Annotated in this window: 18 protein-coding genes, 4 pseudogenes and 2 riboswitches; of the genes and pseudogenes, 13 read left to right on the top strand and 9 right to left on the bottom strand. The window is 33.8% G+C overall.

Going from position 1 to position 21,714, the window contains the following annotated elements; translation table 11 throughout:
* Positions 1-314: 314 nt before the first annotated feature.
* Complete coding sequence (locus RCJ96_RS21600; protein ID WP_074606191.1) at positions 315-1,364, top strand: NAD(P)/FAD-dependent oxidoreductase; 1,050 nt, start codon at positions 315-317, stop codon at positions 1,362-1,364.
* A 195-nt stretch (positions 1,365-1,559) separates the two neighbouring features.
* Here the strand turns inward: RCJ96_RS21600 and RCJ96_RS21595 are convergent, their stop codons facing one another.
* On the bottom strand, positions 1,560-1,928 hold the full coding sequence (locus tag RCJ96_RS21595) for a hypothetical protein (RefSeq protein WP_000235473.1): 369 nt from the start codon (positions 1,926-1,928) through the stop codon (positions 1,560-1,562).
* A gap of 181 nt (positions 1,929-2,109) precedes the next feature.
* On the opposite strand from RCJ96_RS21595, the gene RCJ96_RS21590 reads away from it, so the two are divergent.
* The 7 genes and pseudogenes from RCJ96_RS21590 (at position 2,110) to RCJ96_RS21560 (ending at position 7,163) form a co-directional block, all read left to right on the top strand.
* Complete coding sequence (locus RCJ96_RS21590) at positions 2,110-2,349, top strand: helix-turn-helix domain-containing protein (protein ID WP_001004507.1); 240 nt, start codon at positions 2,110-2,112, stop codon at positions 2,347-2,349.
* A gap of 235 nt (positions 2,350-2,584) precedes the next feature.
* On the top strand, positions 2,585-3,100 hold the full coding sequence (locus RCJ96_RS21585) for a spore coat protein (protein ID WP_416504460.1): 516 nt from the start codon (positions 2,585-2,587) through the stop codon (positions 3,098-3,100).
* 20 nt (positions 3,101-3,120) lie between these two features.
* A complete protein-coding gene (locus RCJ96_RS21580) occupies positions 3,121-3,570 on the top strand; it encodes a spore coat protein (RefSeq protein ID WP_000432501.1) in 450 nt (149 codons plus the stop codon).
* 162 nt (positions 3,571-3,732) lie between these two features.
* Positions 3,733-4,401, top strand: a complete 669-nt coding sequence (locus tag RCJ96_RS21575) for a hypothetical protein (protein WP_001004273.1) — start codon at positions 3,733-3,735, stop codon at positions 4,399-4,401.
* A 237-nt stretch (positions 4,402-4,638) separates the two neighbouring features.
* A complete protein-coding gene (locus tag RCJ96_RS21570) occupies positions 4,639-5,904 on the top strand; it encodes an S-adenosylmethionine decarboxylase related protein (RefSeq protein WP_416504461.1) in 1,266 nt (421 codons plus the stop codon).
* 206 nt (positions 5,905-6,110) lie between these two features.
* Positions 6,111-6,558, top strand: a pseudogene (locus RCJ96_RS21565) (ATP-binding protein); the annotation flags it as partial.
* 224 nt (positions 6,559-6,782) lie between these two features.
* Positions 6,783-7,163, top strand: coding sequence for a hypothetical protein (locus RCJ96_RS21560; protein ID WP_000424100.1), 381 nt, complete (start codon positions 6,783-6,785; stop codon positions 7,161-7,163).
* A 27-nt stretch (positions 7,164-7,190) separates the two neighbouring features.
* Here RCJ96_RS21560 and RCJ96_RS21555 read toward each other — a convergent pair whose 3' ends face one another.
* On the bottom strand, positions 7,191-7,823 hold the full coding sequence (locus tag RCJ96_RS21555) for a cyclase family protein (protein WP_000862957.1): 633 nt from the start codon (positions 7,821-7,823) through the stop codon (positions 7,191-7,193).
* Positions 7,824-7,909: 86 nt separating this feature from the next.
* A riboswitch (SAM riboswitch) is annotated at positions 7,910-8,022 on the bottom strand.
* Between the two features lie 149 nt (positions 8,023-8,171).
* Here RCJ96_RS21555 and RCJ96_RS21550 point away from each other — a divergent pair.
* Both RCJ96_RS21550 and RCJ96_RS21545 read left to right on the top strand, forming a co-directional pair.
* A complete protein-coding gene (locus RCJ96_RS21550) occupies positions 8,172-9,281 on the top strand; it encodes a PRK06851 family protein (RefSeq protein ID WP_270795298.1) in 1,110 nt (369 codons plus the stop codon).
* Between the two features lie 121 nt (positions 9,282-9,402).
* The gene (locus RCJ96_RS21545; RefSeq protein WP_074606197.1) at positions 9,403-10,185 is read left to right on the top strand and encodes a nucleotidyltransferase domain-containing protein; all 783 of its coding nucleotides are present in this window, start codon (positions 9,403-9,405) and stop codon (positions 10,183-10,185) included.
* Positions 10,186-10,199: 14 nt separating this feature from the next.
* Here RCJ96_RS21545 and RCJ96_RS21540 read toward each other — a convergent pair whose 3' ends face one another.
* Entirely contained in the window at positions 10,200-11,501 is a 1,302-nt protein-coding gene (locus RCJ96_RS21540) for an MFS transporter (RefSeq protein WP_270795297.1), read from the bottom strand.
* 99 nt (positions 11,502-11,600) lie between these two features.
* Positions 11,601-13,127, bottom strand: a complete 1,527-nt coding sequence (locus RCJ96_RS21535; RefSeq protein ID WP_074606199.1) for an FAD-dependent oxidoreductase — start codon at positions 13,125-13,127, stop codon at positions 11,601-11,603.
* A 582-nt stretch (positions 13,128-13,709) separates the two neighbouring features.
* On the opposite strand from RCJ96_RS21535, the gene RCJ96_RS21530 reads away from it, so the two are divergent.
* The gene (locus RCJ96_RS21530; protein WP_000661225.1) at positions 13,710-14,795 is read left to right on the top strand and encodes a fatty acid desaturase family protein; all 1,086 of its coding nucleotides are present in this window, start codon (positions 13,710-13,712) and stop codon (positions 14,793-14,795) included.
* Between the two features lie 52 nt (positions 14,796-14,847).
* On the opposite strand, the gene RCJ96_RS21525 is transcribed toward RCJ96_RS21530, so the two are convergent.
* From RCJ96_RS21525 to RCJ96_RS21510, 4 genes are all read right to left on the bottom strand, one after another.
* Complete coding sequence (locus RCJ96_RS21525) at positions 14,848-15,540, bottom strand: amino acid ABC transporter permease (RefSeq protein WP_416504462.1); 693 nt, start codon at positions 15,538-15,540, stop codon at positions 14,848-14,850.
* 91 nt (positions 15,541-15,631) lie between these two features.
* Positions 15,632-16,426 carry an ABC transporter substrate-binding protein gene (locus RCJ96_RS21520; RefSeq protein ID WP_000823738.1) on the bottom strand — a complete coding sequence of 265 codons (795 nt, stop codon included), beginning with the start codon at positions 16,424-16,426 and terminating at the stop codon, positions 15,632-15,634.
* A gap of 121 nt (positions 16,427-16,547) precedes the next feature.
* Positions 16,548-17,270, bottom strand: coding sequence for an amino acid ABC transporter ATP-binding protein (locus tag RCJ96_RS21515; protein WP_000616944.1), 723 nt, complete (start codon positions 17,268-17,270; stop codon positions 16,548-16,550).
* Between the two features lie 170 nt (positions 17,271-17,440).
* Complete coding sequence (locus tag RCJ96_RS21510) at positions 17,441-19,165, bottom strand: methyl-accepting chemotaxis protein (RefSeq protein WP_416504463.1); 1,725 nt, start codon at positions 19,163-19,165, stop codon at positions 17,441-17,443.
* Positions 19,166-19,371: 206 nt separating this feature from the next.
* Here RCJ96_RS21510 and RCJ96_RS21505 point away from each other — a divergent pair.
* Together RCJ96_RS21505 and RCJ96_RS21500 are read left to right on the top strand one after the other, a co-directional pair.
* A pseudogene (locus RCJ96_RS21505) lies at positions 19,372-19,722 on the top strand (HAMP domain-containing protein); the annotation flags it as partial.
* 360 nt (positions 19,723-20,082) lie between these two features.
* Positions 20,083-20,664 (top strand): annotated as a pseudogene (locus tag RCJ96_RS21500) (methyl-accepting chemotaxis protein); the annotation flags it as partial.
* A 31-nt stretch (positions 20,665-20,695) separates the two neighbouring features.
* Here RCJ96_RS21500 and RCJ96_RS21495 read toward each other — a convergent pair.
* Positions 20,696-21,285: pseudogene (locus RCJ96_RS21495) on the bottom strand (BBE domain-containing protein); the annotation flags it as partial.
* Positions 21,286-21,548: 263 nt separating this feature from the next.
* Positions 21,549-21,640, top strand: a riboswitch (cyclic di-GMP riboswitch).
* The last annotated feature ends 74 nt before the right edge of the window (positions 21,641-21,714 follow it).

Below are 21,714 nucleotides of genomic sequence, written 5' to 3'. Positions count from 1 at the left end.
TAGATGATATGTGTATACGATAATTTGTTTAACTGCAATCTTTTTGAAAGAGTAGTGGTAATACAAAATGTTTATTAAAAATTTTGAATGTGAGATGTCACAATATAGTATTAACCATACTAATAAAAGAAGATGTAATCTCAAATTTTCTAATTATTAACAAGTTGATAATGATTATCACTATTGATTCATTAAATAATATAATTTTATCTAGTTGTATTGTCAATAGTAATTTTAATTGTAAATTTTGCGGAAACAGGTTATATTTTATTGAGAATGATAATCAATGATTAGTAGCTGAGGAGTGAGCACGAATGAATCGAGAAGAATTGTTTGATGTAACTGTGATAGGCGGAGGACCTGCAGGGCTTTATTCAGCTTTTTATAGTGGACTCAGAGAAATGAAAACGAAAATAATAGAATTTCAACCACAGCTAGGTGGAAAAATACATGTTTATCCAGAGAAGATGATTTGGGATGTAGGTGGACTATTACCAGTTACAGGTGATAAATTAATTGAGCAACTTGTACAACAAGGGTTAACATTTCAGCCGGAAGTTGTATTAAATACAAAAGTAGAATCGATTATTCGTAATAAAGATGGCACTTTTACGTTAAAAGCAAACGATGGAAAAGAACACTTTTCAAAAACAGTTATTGTGGCAACTGGAAGTGGTATATTGAAACCACAAAAGTTATCAATTGAAGGTGCTGAGCGATTTGAAGTATCGAATTTAAATTATACAGTGAAGTCTTTAATGCGTTTCAAAGATAAAACGATCATTATTTCCGGCGGAGGAAATTCGGCCGTTGATTGGGCAAATGAATTAGAACCAATCGCGAAAAAAGTATATGTAACATATAGAAAAGAAGAATTATCTGGTCATGAAGCACAAGTGAAGCAACTGCTGAACAGCTCAGCTGAGTGTTTCTTTCATACATCGATTACAAAATTAATTGCTGGTGATAGTCATGAAGCGATTGAATATGTAGAATTAACGAATCATGAGACAGGTGAAGTTTCTCATTTACCTATTGATGAAGTTATTATTAATCATGGATATGAACGTGACATTACATTATTAGAAAATAGTGAGTTAGACGTTGCGATTATAGATAATTTTTATATTGCAGGGAATGCAAATAGTGAGTCTTCAGTAGACGGATTATATGCTGCTGGGGATATTTTAAAGCATGAAGGAAAATTACACTTAATTGCGGGAGCATTCCAAGATGCTGGAAATGCTGTGAATAAAGCGAAACAATTTATTCAGCCAGATGCAAGTGAGTATGGAATGGTTTCTTCGCATAATGAGGTATTTAAGAAGAGAAATCGAGAATTGATTAAGCAGATGATGAAATAGTAAAGGAACAAGTATACCCCCATTTACTTCTCTATTCGAATGACGAGAGAGGTAAATGGGGGTTTTCCTGTTTACTATATTTTCAATCATTATAATGACACCGGTTTCATCAGTTCATGTGACATGAACATTTTATTTGTGAATCTTCCTAGAAAATAATGAATCTATGTTTTGCTGACGCAGAACTGTATTACATTATGCTGTTCCTTTAGCTCGTTCGTTAGGAAATGGCATGTTTAATATAGAAGCAATGTACTGTTTTCCATGCATTCGAGCTAATGATTCTAATATTTGGCGAACACGTTTTGTAAGATGACCTTGTTTTTTTATTTCCTCACAATATGCGTCATAGAAAACGTATTTAGCCCAAAGGAAATCATCTTGTTGGAATAAGAAATGATTTTTGTACCATTCTCCAATTGTATGGTAACAATTGTTTTCCTGTATTGCTACGCTTTGAGAAAGAATACGATCAGATAAAGATGCAGTTAAATGAGAAATTGTGTTTTCTGTTTCAATTTGTAATGTTTTTTCTAACATTGTAATGATGTGACGAGTAGCCATATGTTAACTCTCCTTTGTGTAAATGGGTAATACCATTCTATATTTAAAAAATTCTTACTATATACTATTATACAATATATGGAATGCATCTACCTGCTTTTTAGGTTGCATTTACAAAATCTTTTTTATTTGTTTACAAAAATAAAGTAAGATACAGTATATAGGAAAAAATAATAAAGGAATGAACGAGTTGTATATAACAGTAGAAGAAGCTGCGGAGTATTTGAATTTACCAAAGTCGTATATTGAAGAGTTAATTCAGCAAAAGAAAATTCGTGCACTATTTGATGGAGAGCAATATTTATTAAATAAAGAACAATTCAATACACATTTAGAACAAATGGAGAAATATAAGCAATTAGTGGAAGAAATATTGAACGAACCAATTCCAGAAGATATGGATGTTAAAGACGAAGATTAAACTATGGGAAATCCCTTATGAAGATATGCAGAAATGTATCTTCATAAGGGATTTTTTGTTTAAAGATATTAAAAGCATAAGGAGTTCTTAGCCTTTCCTCAAATTTTGATAGGTAGTAGTCTACCATGTTAAAAGCATATTTTTTTCTAGCTAGGACAAACATAGAGAACGTAACCTGTACAGATACATATACTATCAGTGCAAAAGCTTATAAATTAATGGAAGGGGTTTTCTCGTGAGTTTATTTCATTGTGATTTTTTGAAAGACTTAATTGGATCTTTTGTGAGAGTAAACAGGGGTGGTCCAGAATCTCAAAAAGGAACAATAATATCAGTATGTCCGGACTACTTCGTATTGCAGAATGAAAAAGGTGAGCTTTATTACTATCAACTTAAACATCTAAAGAGTATCACAAAAAATGCGAAAGAATGTGGATCAAGTGATTGCGAGTGGGAAGATTGCACCTGTGCAGAAGACTTTGAAGCACTGCTTGAAAGTTTCAAATATTGCTGGGTGAAAATTAATCGCGGTGGTCCAGAGAAAGTGGAAGGCATTTTACAAGATGTTTCTTGTGACTTCGTAACATTAATCGTAAAAGAAGAAATTATATTAATTGCAATAAAGCATATTAAAAGTGTTAACTATAATGCTTTAGCTTGTGGAGAGAGCGATGAGAGCGACGATAGTAAGGAAAGTAGCAATAATTCAGGTCGTGCTCGTGCACAAAGACAATCAAGTAGAGGAAGATAATAAGAAAGGGGGATACGAAATTGGAGAATGTATTATGTTGTGACCAAATTAAATGTTTAGTTGGTGAGACTGTCAAAGTAAACCTTCGCGGACCAGAAAGTCGAGTTGGTGAGCTTGTATCGTTAGGCAAAGATTATTTAACGTTACAATTACCACATGGTGAATTAGTATATTATCACTTGAAGCATGTGAAGAGCCTAGTTAAGAAAGTGAAAGAAAGTAAATGTGGCGATTGCTATAGTTCATGTTTCTGCTCTGATGAGGATACTTTTCTAGATATATTAAAAGACTTGAAGTATAAGTGGGTAAAAATTAATCGTGGTGGTCCAGAATGTGTGGAAGGTTTGTTAAGTGAGGTACACCATGGCTGCATTACACTAGTAAACTGCGATGAAGTGATTTATGTAGTTAAGTCTCATATTAAGAGTGTGAGTCAAGTAGTTAAATGTAAAAAGAATGAAGATGAATAATGTTTAATAAATAAGAGGGGCATTATGAGGGAAAGAGAAGAACAATTTCTTATTTCAATAGTATGAAAAGGAATTACTTACTATTAAAACAGAACTTTGCCCTGATTATTTTTTTAGAAATGAAAGACAGGAAAGAAGAAATTCATAGGAAGGAGGATATAGATGAATGAGTTAAACAAAAGTATTGGAGAAAATATATATGTTAAATTAATTGGTGAAAAAAGGTTTAAAGGTGTATTAATAGACGTAGGAAATGATATCGTTGTTCTTTACAATGGACAAGACTACGTATATATATCTTTATACCATGTACAATATTATAAATTTTTACGACCACATGATGAAGAAATCTCAAAACCAGATGTGGATTCTGTAATTAAGAGAGAGTCACCTTCAATTTCTTTGAGGAAAGTATTAAGTACTTCCAAAGGGATTTTTACGGAAATTTATGTAGCAGGAAATGCTCCAATACATGGGTATGTTACAAGTGTAATGAACGATTATATTGTTTTTTATAGTCCAGTTTATAAAACTGTATATATATCTTTAAAACACTTGAAATGGTTAATTCCGTATAAAGAAAATCAAGTGCCTTACGCCCTCAATAAAAATGAACTCCCCGTGAATCCCTTAAATATTACGTTAGCTCGAACGTTTGAAGAACAACTTATTAAAATGTCTGGAAAAATTATGGTGTTCGATTTAGGTGAGGAATATAATAAAATCGGAAAGATGGCGAAGATTGATGAGGGGCATATTGAAATATTAAAAGCGCGTGATGCGAAAATGTATGTAAATATTCAACATGTAAAATCTGTCCATTGTCCGTAAGTTAATTGAAAGGGCTGGCTTTTTCTTTTATATGCAGAAGAAAAGGTCGAGCCTATTTGTTTAGCTTGATCTGAATATGAGGGGAAAAATGAATTGAATATAAATATGTTAGTATGACTGTTGAAGAGGAAATTTTGTACTAAATTATAAAAAATATGTACGAGCTATCTTTTGATGTATTCAATTTATTTTTTTGAGGGAGAACTGCTTAACTAATATATTAAAGGGGTTTTGTTGGTGGAGCAGTTTCCAAATTCGTTATCGATTACATTACTTGGTAGTGCTGGTGGAGCAGCAAAAGCAGTTTTAGCGATTTTAAATCAAGCGATAGTAAATGAAAAAGACCCGATTTATGAAGTGATAAAGAATGTTACATTTTATTTGGTTGATATAAAACAAAAAAATAGGACGTATTATGACGAGTTGTTTCCAAATTTGGAAGATCAATTGTTTTTATCCGAAATAGATCTCCAAGATGTAGTGACATTTAAAAAACATTTAAAAGAAAGTAGTACGAGCGTTGTGATTGATGTTTCAGGGGCAGATACGATCAGAGTATTAAGCTGTTGTAATGAACTTGGAATTTGTTATATTAATTCAGCTTTGGAAAACGAGGCAGTAGATCAGGACGATAGTTTAATCGGCTTTCAGCTTACGGAAAGATATACGAGATTTGAGAAGGAAAAAGATAAATTTACAAATACAAAAGCAATTATAGGCTCAGGTATGAATCCAGGTGTCGTTCAATGGATGGTTGTTGAACTTATGAAGGAACGCCCGAATGAAAAGCCAAGAGCATGCTATATAGTAGAACATGATACGTCATTTTTGAATGATACAGCACTTATAAAGCCTCATACACTGTATGCTTCATGGGCAGTAGAGCGATTTCTAGATGAAGCGATATGGAGTTATCCGATGTATATGAGTCATCATCGTCCTCTTTACTTTTATGAAGATGTATATGCTTCAGAGTATAAAGTAAAGTTGGGAGAGAAAGAGTTTTATGGTTGTTTGATGCCGCATGAGGAAGTTTTAATTTTAGGGAAAAACTTTAACATGGAAGTAGGGTTTCTTTACCGAATTAACGAGTATACAACAAATATAATTAGACAGAATTTAGATAAGGTAGAAGATCTATGGAATTGGAATCGTAAAGTATTTAATCCAGCCGAAGAAGAGATTGCGGGCGAGGATCTAGTCGGTGTATTACTCGTTTATGAAAATAGCGAGACATATATGTATAACGTGATGAATAGCAGCCAAGTTTTTCATAAATATAAAACGAATGCGACTTACTTCCAAGTAGGATGCGGAATTTATGCCGGCTTGTGTAGTTTACTGTTCGATGAATTTAAACAAGGTGCCTATTATGTAGAGGAATTATTATTAAATACAGAAAGTAAGTACGGAGAATATTTGAATTTATATATGAAGAATTTTGTAGTGGGGGAAAATGATTTTACGGATGGCTTGCTACATGATCGGGTAAGATGGATATAAGTTGTGACGAAAAGGAAGGGGAAATCCCCTTCTTTTTCGCGTTATAAGGTTACATATTGCTACGAAAGTAATTTTATCCTTATAACTTAATGAGATAATATGTAGAGTTTTTGTATTGATCATGAGGAGTATTTTATATGAAAAAATTTAAAAGCTTAATTTATGGGGAAAGAGAAGCTTTAAAAGTATTAAAAAAATTAACGGATTTGTTAGGGGAACCAAAGCCAACAAATTATGAATGATGTAAAATAGGAGAAATCCTTTTATATGTTGTGCAGTTAATGGAAAGTTATGCAGCGCAATATAGAGTGAAGTTTCACTGGAAAATAGATGAGAATGTATCACCTATAAACGGTGATGATAAACAATTAAAACAAGTGTTATTAAAAATGGGATAGAATCGATGCGAGAAGGGGGAGACATTCATATCCGTGTATACGGAAAAACGGAAGGATATTTATGTATTTCCATTTTGGGATGGAGAACGAGAAGTTAGACAAAATCGGTAAAGTTTTTTACACAACAAAGCAGAATGGTACGGGACTTAGATTAGTGATTACATATAAAGTTATTGAGGAGTATCAAGGAAGTGTTGTGATTCAAAGTAGCGTGGAAATAGGAACGAAAGTGGGAATTTTTTTAATGATAGTATAATGTGCTATAAGAAAATATTTTTCAGAAAAGTGTTCTTGTTGCGTAAATATAAACATTTTATAAAATGTTTCAAGAAGGGTTTTTTTTATAAAATACTTCGTTTATAATGGAGGAAAATATCGACATGAGATTTGTTATTCATGTAACGGTTCGGTAGTGTTAGAAAAAGAAGGGGTGCACGCGCATCCTTTTTTCTATGCAGATATTATGAAAGAGGTGGTATGATGGAATTAACATTAAATTCGACTGTATGCTTACACGCGATTCAATTTCGAAAAGAGCAAAAGAATTATATTGTAAAAGATACAATTACAGGAGAAAAATATGAAATGCCGCCACTTTGGATTGATGCATTGGCAATGATGCGTGACGGTTTTTTATTAGGGGAAATTGAGGAGAAATTAAAAGAAGAGTATCCGGAAGAAGAAATAAATATGTTAGCATTTACGAGGCAACTGTTAGAGCTAGAGCTTGTCGGAATGGTCGATGGGGAAGAAATAGCTTGTACAAAGAAGAAAGAGAAAGATTATTTAGCTTGGTTACGTCCTCGCGTTGAGCAATTCTTTCTTAGTTTAAATAAAAGAAATAGAAGCAAAGGTCAATGATGATCTTTGCTTTTTTGTATAGTTTGTTTAAAAAATTACAGCGAATGCTCTTGCGAAAGCACCGTCGCTATTTTTAATTTTTAAAGGTGCCGCTGAGAAAAAGAAACGTTTCGCATTAATGGCATCTAAGTTTGTTAAGTTTTCGATTAAATAAATATTATTCCCAAGTAGTATGTGATGAATTGGCGATGTTTCTGTCGTTACCTCGTCAGGAGAAATGAAATCTAAACCGACAGATTTTACTTTTAATTGAACTAATTCTTCAGCTAATTCTTCGGAAAGATAAAAGGCTTCTTGTTCATACGCTTCTGTATTCCATTTATTAGATAGGTTGGAATGGAAAATGACAATATCACCTTCTTTTATGTCAGCATTGTGTAATACTTCTTTAGGTAGTTTTCGTTCTTGTACATGAGTTACGTCGATAAGAACAGCTTCACCTACAAATTGGTCTAGGGGCAATTGATCAATAGTCGTTGCGCCTGAAATGAAATGAGCAGGAGCATCACAATGTGTACCAACATGAACGACAGAATGAAAATCTGTAACTTGATAACCTGTTTCTTCAACGCTTGTAATGGCTTCTAAATTGATTTTTGGTGTTCCAGGAAATTGAGACATATTTTTTTCAAATGTTTGGGATAGGTCAATTACTTTCACTTTAAATACCTCCAAGTATATATTTTGAAATATAAAAAACTCACCTTTCATAATCAAGAAAGATGAGTTTTGCACACAATAGTTACGTTTTATCTTTCAAAATGCAATGCATTTTGCAGGAATTAGCACCTATTCAGTTTGTATAAACTGAGGTTGCTGGGCTTCAAAGGGCCGGTCCCTCTGCCTCTCTTGATAAAGGTATATTCAATTTAAAGTTCGGAATTTTCGTGATAATAAAATTGTAATTCATTTCCTTTTTCTGTGCAACACAAAATAGGTATTCACCCAAATAAAGTTGCTCGCATATTGTAGCTTATGTAAATAGAATGCTGCGAAGGAGTGAGTGCAGTGACAGGGAATGTATTGAATTATTATGCTGGTGGAAATACAGCTAGAGGATTTCATAATTTATATGAAGAGAATTTAAAAGGACTAAACAGATTATTTATTTTAAAGGGTGGACCTGGAACGGGAAAATCTTCTTTAATTAAGGTAATAGGTCGTGAATGGGTTGAAAAGGGATATGATATTGAATTTTTACACTGTTCTTCTGATAATAAATCGGTTGATGGTGTCATTATCCCGAAGTTAAAAGTAGGAATTGTTGATGGAACATCACCGCATGTTATTGAGCCAAAAATGCCAGGAGTTGTCGAGGAGTATATTAATTTAGGAATTGCTTGGGATTCAGATAAGTTAAGAAAGCAGAAAGTGGAAATTGAACGATTTGTTTCAGAAGCAAGCAAAGCTTTTCAAGCTGCTTACGCTCGTTTTAACGAGGCATTAGTTATACATGATGAGTGGGAGAAAATATATATTAGTAATATTGATTTTAATAAAGCGAACGAACTAACCGAGCAGCTTATTCAGAAATTATTTACAGATAAAGTTGGGAAACAATCGCTTGTGAAACATCGGTTTTTAGGAGCAGCTACACCGAAAGGAGCAGTTGATTTTGTTCCTAATTTAACAGAAGGATTACCACATCGTTATTTTATAAAAGGACGCCCAGGTTCTGGGAAATCAACAATGCTCAAAAAATTAGCTAAGGCAGCAGAAGAAAAAGGATTTGAAGTTGAAGTATATCATTGTGGGTTTGATCCAAATAGTCTTGATATGGTGATCGTAAGAGAATTAGGGTTTGCGATTTTCGATAGCACCGCACCACATGAATATTTTCCGAGCCGCGAAGGTGATGAAATTATAGATATGTATGCCCTTATTGTAAAACCAGGGACGGATGAGAAGTATGCGGAGGAAATTCGTGACGTCTCTATTCAATATAAAGCAAAAATGAATGAGGCGATGTCTTTTTTAGCGAAAGCGAAATCAGTTCGTGATAAATTAGAACGAATTTATATTGCTGCTATGGACTTTTCAAAAGTAGATGCATACAAAGAGGAGATTCAAAAAGAGTTTGAACGAATTGCGGTTAGTGTAACTGAAAAGAACAAGTAAAAAATAACGAATTTTGACAGGCTGTCGGAAATTTTCTGACAGCTATTTTAGTATGTAGTAAACTTAGTAATATATTTGTCGAATTTCCAAGGAAATAATCAAAAAATGGAGAGGGTATGAAATGAGAGAGAAAATTAAGTTGGAGTTAGAACGAATTGAGAAAGAAAATGATGTGAAAATTTTATTTGCTGTGGAGTCAGGGAGTCGTGCATGGGGGTTTCCATCAAAAGATAGTGATTATGATGTTAGATTCGTTTATATGCACCCGGTAGAATGGTATTTATCCATTCATGATAAACGAGATGTAATTGAGTATCCGATTAGTGATGATTTAGATATAAGCGGATGGGATATTAAAAAAGCGTTACAACTATTTGCAAAGTCAAACCCAGCTTTACTCGAATGGATTCGATCACCCATTTTTTATTCGAAAAACTCTAATTTTCCAGAACAGCTTCAGCAAATGAGTGAAAAGAACTTCGATCCGAAAGCAACGATATATCATTACTTACATATGGCTTCAAAAAATTATCGTGAATTTTTGCAAGGTGAGAATGTAAAATTAAAAAAGTACTTTTATGTATTGCGTCCTATTTTGGCTTGTAAGTGGCTAGAGGAGAAAACAACTTTGCCTCCTGTAGAATTCGATCGATTAATTACAGAATTATCATTGGAGCGTAGCGTATTAGATGAAATTGAACAGTTGTTAATAAAGAAAAAGGCAGGTACTGAATTAGATGTTGGATTAAAAATTGATGTGTTGAATCAATTTTTAGAAGAACAAATTCATTACTATCAGCAATATGTAAAAGGAATCGAAAAGGGATCAGGGATAGATATTGAGAGTTTAAATACATTGTTTCGAGATATGTTATTCGAAGTATACAAAAAAGAGCACGAATAAATTTGTGCCCTTTTTTACTTTGCAGGAATAAGGAAAACTGATATAGCCGCGAGAAGACCTGCGAATGAGAATAAATAGAAATTCCATGCTAAGTCATATTGCATTGTCATAATAATACCGACAAGAATAGGACCAGCAATCGCACCAACTCGTCCAAGTCCAAGTCCCCAGCCTAAGGAAGTAGCTCGGATATGTGATGGGAAGTATTGTGTTACATATGCATTTAATATTTGAGTAATACCGACTGATCCAATTCCAGCAAGACCAATTAAAAGATAAATGATTGTAACAGATGGTTTAATTGTTAATAGTCCAATACATATAGCTGCCATAAGATAGGAGATGCTAATAACAATTTTAGCTCCTATACGATCCGCGATTGCTCCAGCAAATAATGCACCGATAGCGGCGGTAATATTTAGCATAAGTAGAAATGATAAACTAGATCCAAGAGGATATCCTGCCTGTCGCATCATCTGAGGTAACCAAGTATTTAAACCGTATATTAAAAACATCCCCATTATATAAGTGATCCAAAAAAGCAGCGTTGCTTTTATGTATTCTTTTGAGAATAAAGTAAGAAATCCATTTTTCTTTCGTATATTAGATGGGGGTTGATGAGTTTTCTCTTTTGCATGGAATTCAATTTGAAAACGATTAAGAATTTTATCCACTTCTTCTTGGCGGTTACGTGATAACAAAAATTGAATGGATTCAGGTAAATAACGAATAATGAAAGGAATGAGGAGTAGTGGAATCATTCCGATACCAAACATAGTTCTCCATCCGAAGTCTTCTAACATAAACATGGACAAAATAGCGCCTAACACGATACCTAAAGGATAGCCAGTAAACATAAGAGCATAAATAAAAGATTGTCGCTTTTTTGGTGAATATTCAACAGTAAGTGTGGAAGCTGTTGGAATGACACCGCCTAGTCCAATTCCTCCGATAAATCGCCATAGTCCAAATAATTCAGGAGAAGGAGCAAGTGCAGCTAGGCCCATTGTAATAGAAAAAAGTGTTAAACAGCATATAAGTGTCCATTTTCGTCCAATTAGATCTGTAATAGTTCCAACTAGAATAGCGCCAATAAACATTCCAAACAAAGCATAGCTTGCAATTGTACCAGCATGAGCTGGTGATAGTGCCCAGCTGTTGTCTTCCAGTAGCTTAGGCAGAACGGCCCCGTAAATACCTAAATCATAGCCGTCAGCTAGAATGGCTAGCCAACAAATAAAAACAACAAGCTTTGTAATAGAGTTCGAAAAAATAGTTTTTGTAGATTCTGGATGAGGTGGAGCTGAAGGTTGCATAATGTTCACCCCTTTTGATTTGTAGATGAATATATTATTTCATTTGATGTTAATATTTCCCTTCTTGTGTCGGAATTTATATGAAAAAGTTTTATTTATTTACTCATTATCAACTCGTTTTAACGGTTGATCTGCCGGACCTTCAATAACATCTCCTTCAATTGAAAAACGGGAACCGTGGCAAGGGCAGTCCCAAGTACAATCACCATTATTCCATTCAACTTCGCAGCCGAGATGTGTACAAGTTGTATCGACAATATGTAATTTTCCATCTTTGTCCTTATAAGCACCTGCTCGTTTCCCGTTAACATGTACGACAGATCCTTCACCAACTTCGAGATCTTCTGGCTTACGTAATGCAGTTTCAATCTTTCCCTCAATTAAATGTTTCGCAACATCAATGTTTTGGGAGAAGAACGTTTTTATATCTGGATTTGCATGAAAGCGTGAAGGTGCATATAGTTCTTTATATGGACTGTCTATTTTTAGAATGGAATCCTTCAGTAAATGAGCGGCAGCAGTTCCAGTTGTCATCCCCCATTTACGATATCCAGTTGCAACAAATATATTTGGATTGCTCTCGTTAATATGTCCGATATAAGGGACCTTATCTAGCGTGATTAAATCTTGTGCTGACCATCTATAAGGAACCTCATCTACCCCAAACGTTGCTTCTGCAAAAGAATACAGTGCTTCATAATGAAGCATCGTGTTTATTCCTTGGCCTGTTTTATGACTTTCTCCGCCAATTAAAATTAATTTTTCCCCATTGCTTGTTGTGTAGCGTAAGGAGCGTTTTGGGTCATCAATACTTAAATACATGCCACCTGGATAATCTGTTTTTGTTTTAATAGCAAGAGCATAAGAGCGTTCTGCGTACATTCGCGTAAAGAAAAAGCTATTCGCATCATAAAAAGGAAAGTGTGAACAAGAGACAACATATTCACAAGTAATGCGATGTCCGCCCTTTGTAATGACTTGTGGAGAATCTCCTTTTTCTACATCCATAGCAGTCGTTTGTTCATAAACTTTTCCACCCATCTCCACAAATTTTTCTAAAAGCGTTTTCAAATAAAGAAGGGGATGAAACTGGGCTTGATTTTTCATGACAAGTGCAGATTGTACTGGAATTGGAATCGATAGAGATTGAACATAGTCACAAGGTATATTTAATTTTTGATAAGCTTCATATTCTTTCGATAAATTTCTTAATCCCTTATCAGTGGTTGTATATAAATATGAATCTTCATTTGAGAAATTACAGTCGATTTTATATGTTTGCACAGTTTCATTAATAAATTGTAGAGCATGATTATTTGATTCATAGTAAAGCCCGGCCTTTTCCATACCGAAATGGTTTATTAATTCATCATAAATAAGATCATGTTGCGCTGTTATCTTCGCTGTTGTATGTCCAGTCGTCCCGTTTAAAATAAGACCAGAATCAATTAATACAACATCGATGCCTTCTTTTGCAAGTAAATAGGCAGTAGTAATACCTGTAATACCAGCACCTATAATAGCGACTTTTGTCTTTATATTTTCAGATAAAGGGGGAAAAGCAGGGAGTTGAGTAGATTCAATCCAATAAGATGATGGGAATTGTGGAAATGTATCGCTTGTCATTAAGGAAACCTCCTGATTTAGAACAATTTTCCTTTTAATATTTCCATATGAGATGAAATTCATGTGTGCTGTTTTAGAGGAAGGCTATTTTTATTTAAAAGAAAGATAAAATTATTTCAATATAATTATTAGGTTTTGTTGGTATGAAGAGGTAGGAGTTGTGTAAAGCTTAAATTTAAGTGAGTGTATTTGTTGTTTACACCGATAGTTCTTGAATAAGATAGAGTCTATAGCATGTCAAGGTACGTATATGTATAATGGATGAAACCTTATAAGATATGTGTTTTTTCTTTATTGAAATAAAGTATAATTATAAAAATATAACCAACTTTTATTACTAGGTCATAAAAGTTATTGACAATGTAGAAATTCTATTGATATGATTCATCATGTGGAAAGGTTGATAGAGAGTAAAAAGAGAAATGTTTTTCATTGATAATAAAAGCGAAAAATAAGTGACGATAGAGTGAGTATATTTTCCTTATACTAGATGCTTTTTTAATCACCTAGTAAAATCAATCTGGAAGCAAGAATTGATATATGTAAGTTGCGCAAGGCGCGGCATAAGAAAGGGGCAAAAGGATGAAGGAGCTTCATACGTTTGGGTGGTATGCAGCACGTGTATCACCACATTTGCCGAAAAAAGCATTTAAACCAGTTCCTACTCGTTTATTTGGCGGACTGGCTTATTTGCTTGTGGCATTGGCGGGATTAATATCGATTGGTGTATTTGAATTGAATGTGTGGGCGAATCTAGGAATTGCGATTGTTCTTGGATTATGTTTTGCTTCACTTGGGTTTTTAGGGCATGAAATTCTACATGGAACTGTTGTAAGAAAGGCATGGCTTCGTGATTTCTTAGGCGCGATTGCATTTATGCCGCTATCAACAGGTCCTAAACTTTGGAGAAAGTGGCATAATGCAACGCATCACGTTCATACACAACATGAAGAGAATGATCCAGATGCATGGCCGACACTTGAGAAGCTTAAAAAGAGTAAATTTTTGAGTTGGGTATATCGCATGCCTCTTCATGTACGTTCATTCTTTAGTTTTCTGTCATTAACAATTCAATTTACATTGCATTCGACTCGAATGTTCTTTCATTTTATAAAAGAGTTTAAGTCATCCAATCAAAAGTCTGTATGGCTTCAACTTCTTTTGCCTTGGACTGTTTGGATTAGTTTATTGTTTATTATGGGACCTGGGAAATGGTTATTTGCATATGTGATTCCATTGTTAATTGCTAACTTTATTGTAATGGCATATATCGCAACAAATCACCGCTTAAATCCAATTGTTCCAGTAAATGATCCGTTAGCAAACTGTTTATCAGTAACAGTGCCGCGTTGGGTAGACGTTTTACATTTCAATTTCTCATATCATACAGAACATCATTTGTTCCCTGCTATGAGCTCTAAATACTACCCGTTAGTAAAAGAGAAAATTAAAGAAATGTGGCCGGAACGCTATCATGAGATGCCGATGACAAAAGCTTTGGCAGCGCTATGGAATACACCACGTGTGTATTATCAAGGAAGTGAATTAGTGGATCCACATAGAGAGCATTTCTATGGTTCTTTAGGAAATGGGCTAGATCCTCATAATATTTCATATCGTGAGGAACATATAGAGGAAGAAGAGAGTATTAAAAAAGTAAATCAGTAAAAATTGATATATGTTGCAGTGAAAAAGCAAGCCATCTCTGGCTTGCTTTTTCTTATAAAGAGACTTCTTTTTTCTTCTTTGCACTAACTTGAACTGAATTTGTTTCTTTTCGTTGTAGTCGTTTTTCTAAAAGGTTAACAAGGTACGTGAATAGAAGAACAAGAACAAGATAATATAAACCAACGATTATATATGTATCTAATTGTTGGAAGTTCCCTGCAGCGATTGATAAACCTGACCCCCATAATTCGGACAATCCTACGTAAGCAACAAGTGAAGAATCTTTTAATCCAATAATAAATTGATTTCCTAAAGGAGGAATAGATTGACGAAATGCTTGTGGTAATACAATACGGCGCATTGCTAAAGAATACGGCATACCTAGAGAGCGAGCAGCTTCCATTTGCCCACGATCGACAGATTGGATAGAGCCTCGGAAAATTTCAGTAATATATGCACCGTTATGAATTGCTAAAGCAATGGCTCCTGCCCAAAAAGGAGTAAAAACAACAACAGATGTAATCCCAAAATAGAGAATGGCGATTTGAACAATTAAAGGTGTACCACGAATAATGGCGATGTATACGTGAGCAATACTATTTAAAACTTTATTGTTAGAGATTCGAAAGAAAGCGAATAGTAATCCAATTAGTGAACCGAGTAATAGGGATGTTAGTGTTAATTGTAATGTCACAATAGTAGCTTTTAAGAGTGTGGGATAGGTAGAGAGAAAAATTTCAAACATGCGTTTCACCTCATATTATATAGATTTTAGTAGAGAATGAAATGCCCCACACAAAGTGGGGCATGATTTATGGAAACTTTGAAGGGCTAAATTACTTCGTTTTTTCCTCTTCACCAAGAATATTACGCCCAAACCATTTTTTACTGATCTTTTCATACGTACCATCTTTAATAATTTCATCTAAAGCTTTATTTACTTTCTCGACCATTTCTTTATCATCTTTACGAATAGCAATTCCCATTTCATCAAGGTTTAGTGGTTTTCCAGCTTCTTTTATATTTGATTTACCTTCTTTAATCATGCGTAAACCAACCATTTGATCTGTAATTACTGCGTCGATACGTCCAGGCTCTAAGTCCATAAGTGCAGTAATATCGCTATCGTATTCTGTAATTTGATCTGTATATTTTGCAACGAGGTCTTTAAAGGTACTAGCTTTTACAACACCAATTTTCTTACCCTTTAAATCTTCTGGAGAAGAGATAGATGTATTCTTTTTAGCTACAAAAATTTGGGCACCAGAACGATAATAAGGATTTGAGAAATTAACAGCTTTTAAGCGTTCTTCTGTAATTGCCATACTGCCCAGTATTACATCATACTTTTTCGCTTTGAGACCTTGGATTAGCGTTTCCCATGGATTTGTAATAGGGGTTGGTTTCATATTCATTTTTTTCGCAAGTGCTTCACCTAGTTCTACATCAAAACCGACAAGTTTCCCGTCATTTTCTTTATAGTTAAAAGGTTTATATAAGCCACTCATCGCATAACGAAATTCTTTTTCACCATTTGAAGAAGTAGTAGCACTTTCCTTACTACAGGCTCCTAGTATAAAGGATGTGCATAATGTAATACTCGCAACAATGGTTAATAGTTTTCTTTTCATAAAACCCCTCCTATATATTGATCATACGGATGGTTTTAAGTATGTTATTGAAATATTTTATTTAGATGATTAGTTGTGCACCGTATGAATGTATTTCTTTTCGTTTGAAACAGAAGTTATATTATAAAACGTTACGTAAAAATTGTTTCGCTCGTTCATGTGATGGAGCTGAAAAGAATTGTGCTGGCGGAGCATCTTCTACAATTTTTCCATCATCCATAAAAATGACGCGATCAGCTACATCTCTTGCGAAATTCATTTCATGAGTAACAATAACCATGGTCATTCCTTCTTCAGCAAGTTCTTTCATAACTTGCAATACTTCTCCAACAAGTTCAGGGTCTAAAGCTGAGGTAGGTTCATCAAATAGCATAATTTTAGGATTCATAGCAAGAGCTCGTGCAATAGCAATACGCTGTTTTTGACCACCTGATAGGAGGTGGGGCGTTACATCTGCTTTATCTTGTAGGCCGACTTTTTGCAGAAGCTGATTTCCGATTTCTTTTGCATTTGCTGCTTCTAATTTTTTTACATGAATAGGTGCTTCTATGATGTTTTCTAGTGAGGTCATATGAGGAAAGAGGTTAAAGTGCTGAAAAACCATACCGACATTTTCGCGGACTTTGTTTAAATTTGAATGCTTTGGATCAATTCGTTCACCTTGTAAGTGAATTTCACCTTCATCGTACATTTCTAAAAAGTTAAGACAGCGAAGTAATGTACTTTTACCGGAACCACTGGCACCAATTAAAACGACAACTTCTTTTTCTTGTACTTCTAAATCAATTCCTTTTAAAACGTCAAGTGAGCCAAATGATTTTACTAGATTTCGAACCTGAATCATACAAAACCCCCAGTCAAAAATATATTTTACAAATGTTGCCCCTTATTTCTGTTATTAGTCACAAATTGTCAGAATCCTTTATTTTTTTTAGAGGACAGCTATTATATAAGTAAATCTGAATGTGTAATTAAAATAGAAAGACCAACTAAATTAGGTGGTCTTTCATATACTTACAAGTTTTTAATTTTAAATTGAGTTGCAGACTTTTCTAATTCGTCAACAAGTTTTTGCATTTGAAGAGACATATGTGTAATGTCCTGTATTGATACTGACTGAGCTTGTGAAGATTGGGATGTATGATTAGTCTCCGAAACTATATTTTGTGAAATTGAAGAGATATTAATAAGGGCACTATTTATTTCTTCTGAGCTTGCTGACATTTCTTCTGCACTTGCTGTTATATCTTGTATTTGATTTGTAACTTCATTAATATGATTTACAATATTATGGAATGCTAATTTTGCATTTTGAACAGCATGAATGCCTTCTTGAATTTCTTGTTGTCCTTTCCCCATAACGTTGACTACATCTTTTGTATCATTTTGTACAAGTAAATTAAGTTTTGTAATATCTGTAGCTGCTTGTTTTGATTGTTCAGCAAGTTTACGCACCTCTTCAGATACAACAGCAAATCCCTTTCCATGTTCACCGGCGCGAGCAGATTCAATTGCAGCGTTTAAAGATAATAGATTTGTTTGTTCAGAAATGTAGGTAATAGTTTGTAATGCTTTATCGATATCTTGCGTACGAATAACTAATTGATCTACCACTTTATATATTTCATCCATGACAGTATGAATAGTTGTCATTTGAGAAATGGAATTTTCAATGATTTCTGTTCCTACATTTGCCTTATCAGAAGTAGAAATAGCTAAGTTTGAAATCGTTGTAGAAGATTCGGCTATGCTTTGTACGCCATTTGCTATTTCATTCATTGCTGTAGAACTATCTTTAATATTTGCAGACTGATCATTAATATGGTGAGACAACTGTTTCATTGTATTTGTGATGTTATCCATAGTGGAAGAGGAAACGGTTGCTGTTTCAACAATATGATTTGTAGAGCTTTTCACTTTTACACTTGTTTGAATCACATTGTTAATAATTTGTCGTAAGTTTGATATCATTTGATCAAAACTATTAAACATATGACCAAATTCATGATGATATTGTTTTGGTACGGCAATGGTTAAATCCCCTTTTCCAGCTGTATTCATTATGTTCCGTAATGAATTGATTGGATTGATAATTGATTTAGCAGTAAATAAGGAGATAAGAATGCAAAGAACTAAACATGCAATGAATAAAATAATGGTTATGCTTATCACTTGTTTATAAGAGTGTTCGCTGTCGTTATACAGACCTTCAGCTAACTTTTCGTTATAATCACTAAGATTTTTTAAAGCGCCTACTGTAGCTGATAAATTAGGTTCAACTGTAGTTAGGTAGAATGAATATGCTTGATTCAGCTTATTCTCTTTAATGAAATCTAGCATTTGAGCACGATGTTTTTTATAGTTTTCTAGTTTTTCTTTATATTGGCTAAGGAGTTTTTTTTCTTCGCCTGTTATATATGTATTTTCGTATTGAGCCTGTAATTTTTCGGTTTCTTTATTTGTATCATTTAATTTATTTAAAATTGTAGTACGTCGATTCTCGTCTTCCGTAATAATGAGTTCCTTTACATAACTAAATTCTTGGTACAGGCTGCTCTCAATAGATCCAAGCCATTTAATAGGTTGTAGCCGATCGACATATACTGTTTGAAGTTGTTTGTGCATTTGTTGTAAATTCATATAATTTACAACGCTAATAATTAATATGGAAATAATGGGTACTGCTACTAACAATATTAATCTGTTTATAACGTTTAACCGATATATAATTTTTAACATAGAATCACCTAACCTTAAATTATTTAGTTGAATATATAATGGGCATCCAAATAAAATTATACATTATTTACATATTATATACAGAAAAAGTAATGTAATTAATATGTAAATAAAAAATAAAAATCTGTATATCTTTCTATAAAGAAAATATGGATAATAATATATAGGTGGTACTTATATTACTTATAAAAAGGGGGAAAGAAGAGATGGAAAAAGAAAGGAAGGCATTTTCCTTTGGCTTACGTACACAACTTATGCTATTCACTACAGTTTTAGCTTTAATTACATATTCAACAAGTATATTTTTTATTTATGTGATATATGATTATTTTCAAAGTTATGTAAGTCAAACTGCATATAATATTATCGTTATGCTATTAGGAGTAGTATGGTCTGGAATTTTAGCATATGGAGCAGCCGTATTTTTAATTAAACCGCTTCGAAAGTTAGAGGAGGCGGCGAGAAAAGCGGCTGAAGGAGACATTCGTGAAGATGTTCCGTTACCGAAGACTGATGATGAAATTAAATCTTTAAGTGTTGCATTTAATATGATGCTTGGGAACTTAAGGGGCATGGTAAAAAATATTGATACAACATTTTCGTATACAAACAATCAAGTACAGCAAATTAGAAAACAAACAGGCGAAGCAACGAAACAAGCACAAGGTGTTTCTGAAACTCTTGCAGAGATTTCTTCTGGCGCTGAGCAATCAGCGGCATCAATTCAAGCGATTGTTTCCGCTGTTGATACAACAACTTCTATTGCAAGTGAAGTAGAAGAGAAAGCGAAACAGTCTGATGAGTTGTCTTCAGAAATGGTTCAAGCTTTAGGGCATAGTACTCGTGTCTTTACGTCTTTAATTCAAGGTATTCAAACATTGGCGAAAGAAAATGAAGATTCAATGCAAAATGTACAGAAGTTAGAGGAAAGAATGAAACAAGTAGAACACATTGTATCTGTTGTGAGTGAGATTGCTAGCCAAACGAATTTATTAGCACTTAATGCTTCTATTGAGGCTGCTCGTGCTGGAGAGCATGGACGAGGCTTTGCTGTTGTAGCTGAAGAAGTACGTAAACTTGCAGATGAAAGTGACCATTCTGCAAGAAATATATCGCAGTTATTACGGAATATGCAAGAGGAAGTGCAACAAGTTGCAACGAAAATGACAGAACAAGTGAAAATAGCTAAGGAAGAGGCGAAACGTGGGGAAGCTACCGAATTAATTTTAAAAGAAATGTCATCAAGTGTTATGGAAGTAGCGGATGCAACGAAGCAAATTAGTAGCTATATGAATGAACAAGTGAGTCACATTCATCAAACAGGTGCACAGACGAAGGCTGTAGCAGCAATTGCTGAAGAAACGTCAGCTGGTTCACAAGAAGTAGCACGTGTAACGTTGCAACAATCTAAAAATATGATAGCGATCGATCAATTATTAAAGGATTTAGAGAAGCAAGTAGCAGACTTGAAACAAACAATTGAACGATTTTCAATGTGAAAAGGAAGAACAGTATTTTGTTCTTCCTTTTTTACGTATGAAATGGTGGAATACTTTGTTGGAAATGAAAAACATTGCATGGATCATAATCTGTCTTCACCTTACGTAGCCTAGGGAAGTTAGAACCATAATAACTTGTTTACCAATTTTTTATGTCGATATCGGGCCAGTTTACATAGTCACCTAGTGTATAAGAATCTAAGCTTTCTCTTAAATCCTTAACCTAGCGTATATTTTTATTTTCTTCATCGTCATGTTTCCAAGAAGTGATATATTCTTGTGCAATAATTGCTTTACGATGAAAATAAGCTGTTTCATTCGGTGAAATATTTTCAACAGCACCTACGAGTGATTGATGCCAAATACTCGCGTCTTTATTTGGTGCATGAGAAAGAAAATATTACATAATTTGAATTCCTTTAAAGGGTATAGGTTTATATACATAGGAACTAGAGCGCTTGAAACTTTCAGGGATATTGCCGCTATTAAAAAATTCAACAGCTTTTATATAAGGAGCTTCTTCTATAAAGAGAGAGGGGCTACCAGTTTCAAGAAGGGGGATAATAAAGAGTGGAGTTCAGAGGAAGAACAAACAAACTCTCCTTGTGCTTCAATTTTGTTTCATTATATGGCTCCTTTTTTATATAAGATTGTTTGTACTATAATATATATATATGGAAAAAATATTTAAGGGTGTTTGAATTAATGTAAAAGAGATAGAGTAATAATGTACATGTAGCATAACTTTAGACTACGAATGAACATTGTCATTTTAAAGTTTAGAAGTAAGAATATGGTGGCTTATTAAAAGTTTTTTGAGAATTATTATGTAAAATAAAAAAATAGTAGATAAATTATCATTTTTTTTATAGAATAGTAACATTGGAATATCTTGGCACACTATTTGAAAGAATAGGCCGCAAAGCTTTGAGTCTAAGGTAATGAATTTTATTACTAGGATTGTCGAGTTGCAAACTGTATTTGCAACTCGACAATCCTTTTTTATTTGCCCAATTATCAGATAATAAGATGTTTGATTTAAGATGGCCC

The sequence above is a fragment of the Bacillus sp. BSL6 genome, assembly GCF_052928345.1.
The sequence above is the reverse complement of the archived record's forward strand: the minus strand, read 5'-3'. Positions and strand labels throughout refer to the sequence as shown.

Coding starts and splice junctions, on each gene's coding strand:
- RCJ96_RS21515 (WP_000616944.1), bottom strand. CDS start 17,270: ATGATTCAGGTTCGAAATCTAGTAAAATCATTTGGCTCACTTGACGTT.
- RCJ96_RS21525 (WP_416504462.1), bottom strand. CDS start 15,540: ATGTTTGAAATTTTTCTCTCTACCTATCCCACACTCTTAAAAGCTACT.
- RCJ96_RS21595 (WP_000235473.1), bottom strand. CDS start 1,928: ATGGCTACTCGTCACATCATTACAATGTTAGAAAAAACATTACAAATT.
- RCJ96_RS21540 (WP_270795297.1), bottom strand. CDS start 11,501: ATGCAACCTTCAGCTCCACCTCATCCAGAATCTACAAAAACTATTTTT.
- RCJ96_RS21590 (WP_001004507.1), top strand. CDS start 2,110: ATGAACGAGTTGTATATAACAGTAGAAGAAGCTGCGGAGTATTTGAAT.
- RCJ96_RS21575 (WP_001004273.1), top strand. CDS start 3,733: ATGAATGAGTTAAACAAAAGTATTGGAGAAAATATATATGTTAAATTA.
- RCJ96_RS21520 (WP_000823738.1), bottom strand. CDS start 16,426: ATGAAAAGAAAACTATTAACCATTGTTGCGAGTATTACATTATGCACA.
- RCJ96_RS21600 (WP_074606191.1), top strand. CDS start 315: ATGAATCGAGAAGAATTGTTTGATGTAACTGTGATAGGCGGAGGACCT.
- RCJ96_RS21510 (WP_416504463.1), bottom strand. CDS start 19,165: ATGTTAAAAATTATATATCGGTTAAACGTTATAAACAGATTAATATTG.
- RCJ96_RS21560 (WP_000424100.1), top strand. CDS start 6,783: ATGGAATTAACATTAAATTCGACTGTATGCTTACACGCGATTCAATTT.
- RCJ96_RS21535 (WP_074606199.1), bottom strand. CDS start 13,127: ATGACAAGCGATACATTTCCACAATTCCCATCATCTTATTGGATTGAA.
- RCJ96_RS21545 (WP_074606197.1), top strand. CDS start 9,403: ATGAGAGAGAAAATTAAGTTGGAGTTAGAACGAATTGAGAAAGAAAAT.
- RCJ96_RS21530 (WP_000661225.1), top strand. CDS start 13,710: ATGAAGGAGCTTCATACGTTTGGGTGGTATGCAGCACGTGTATCACCA.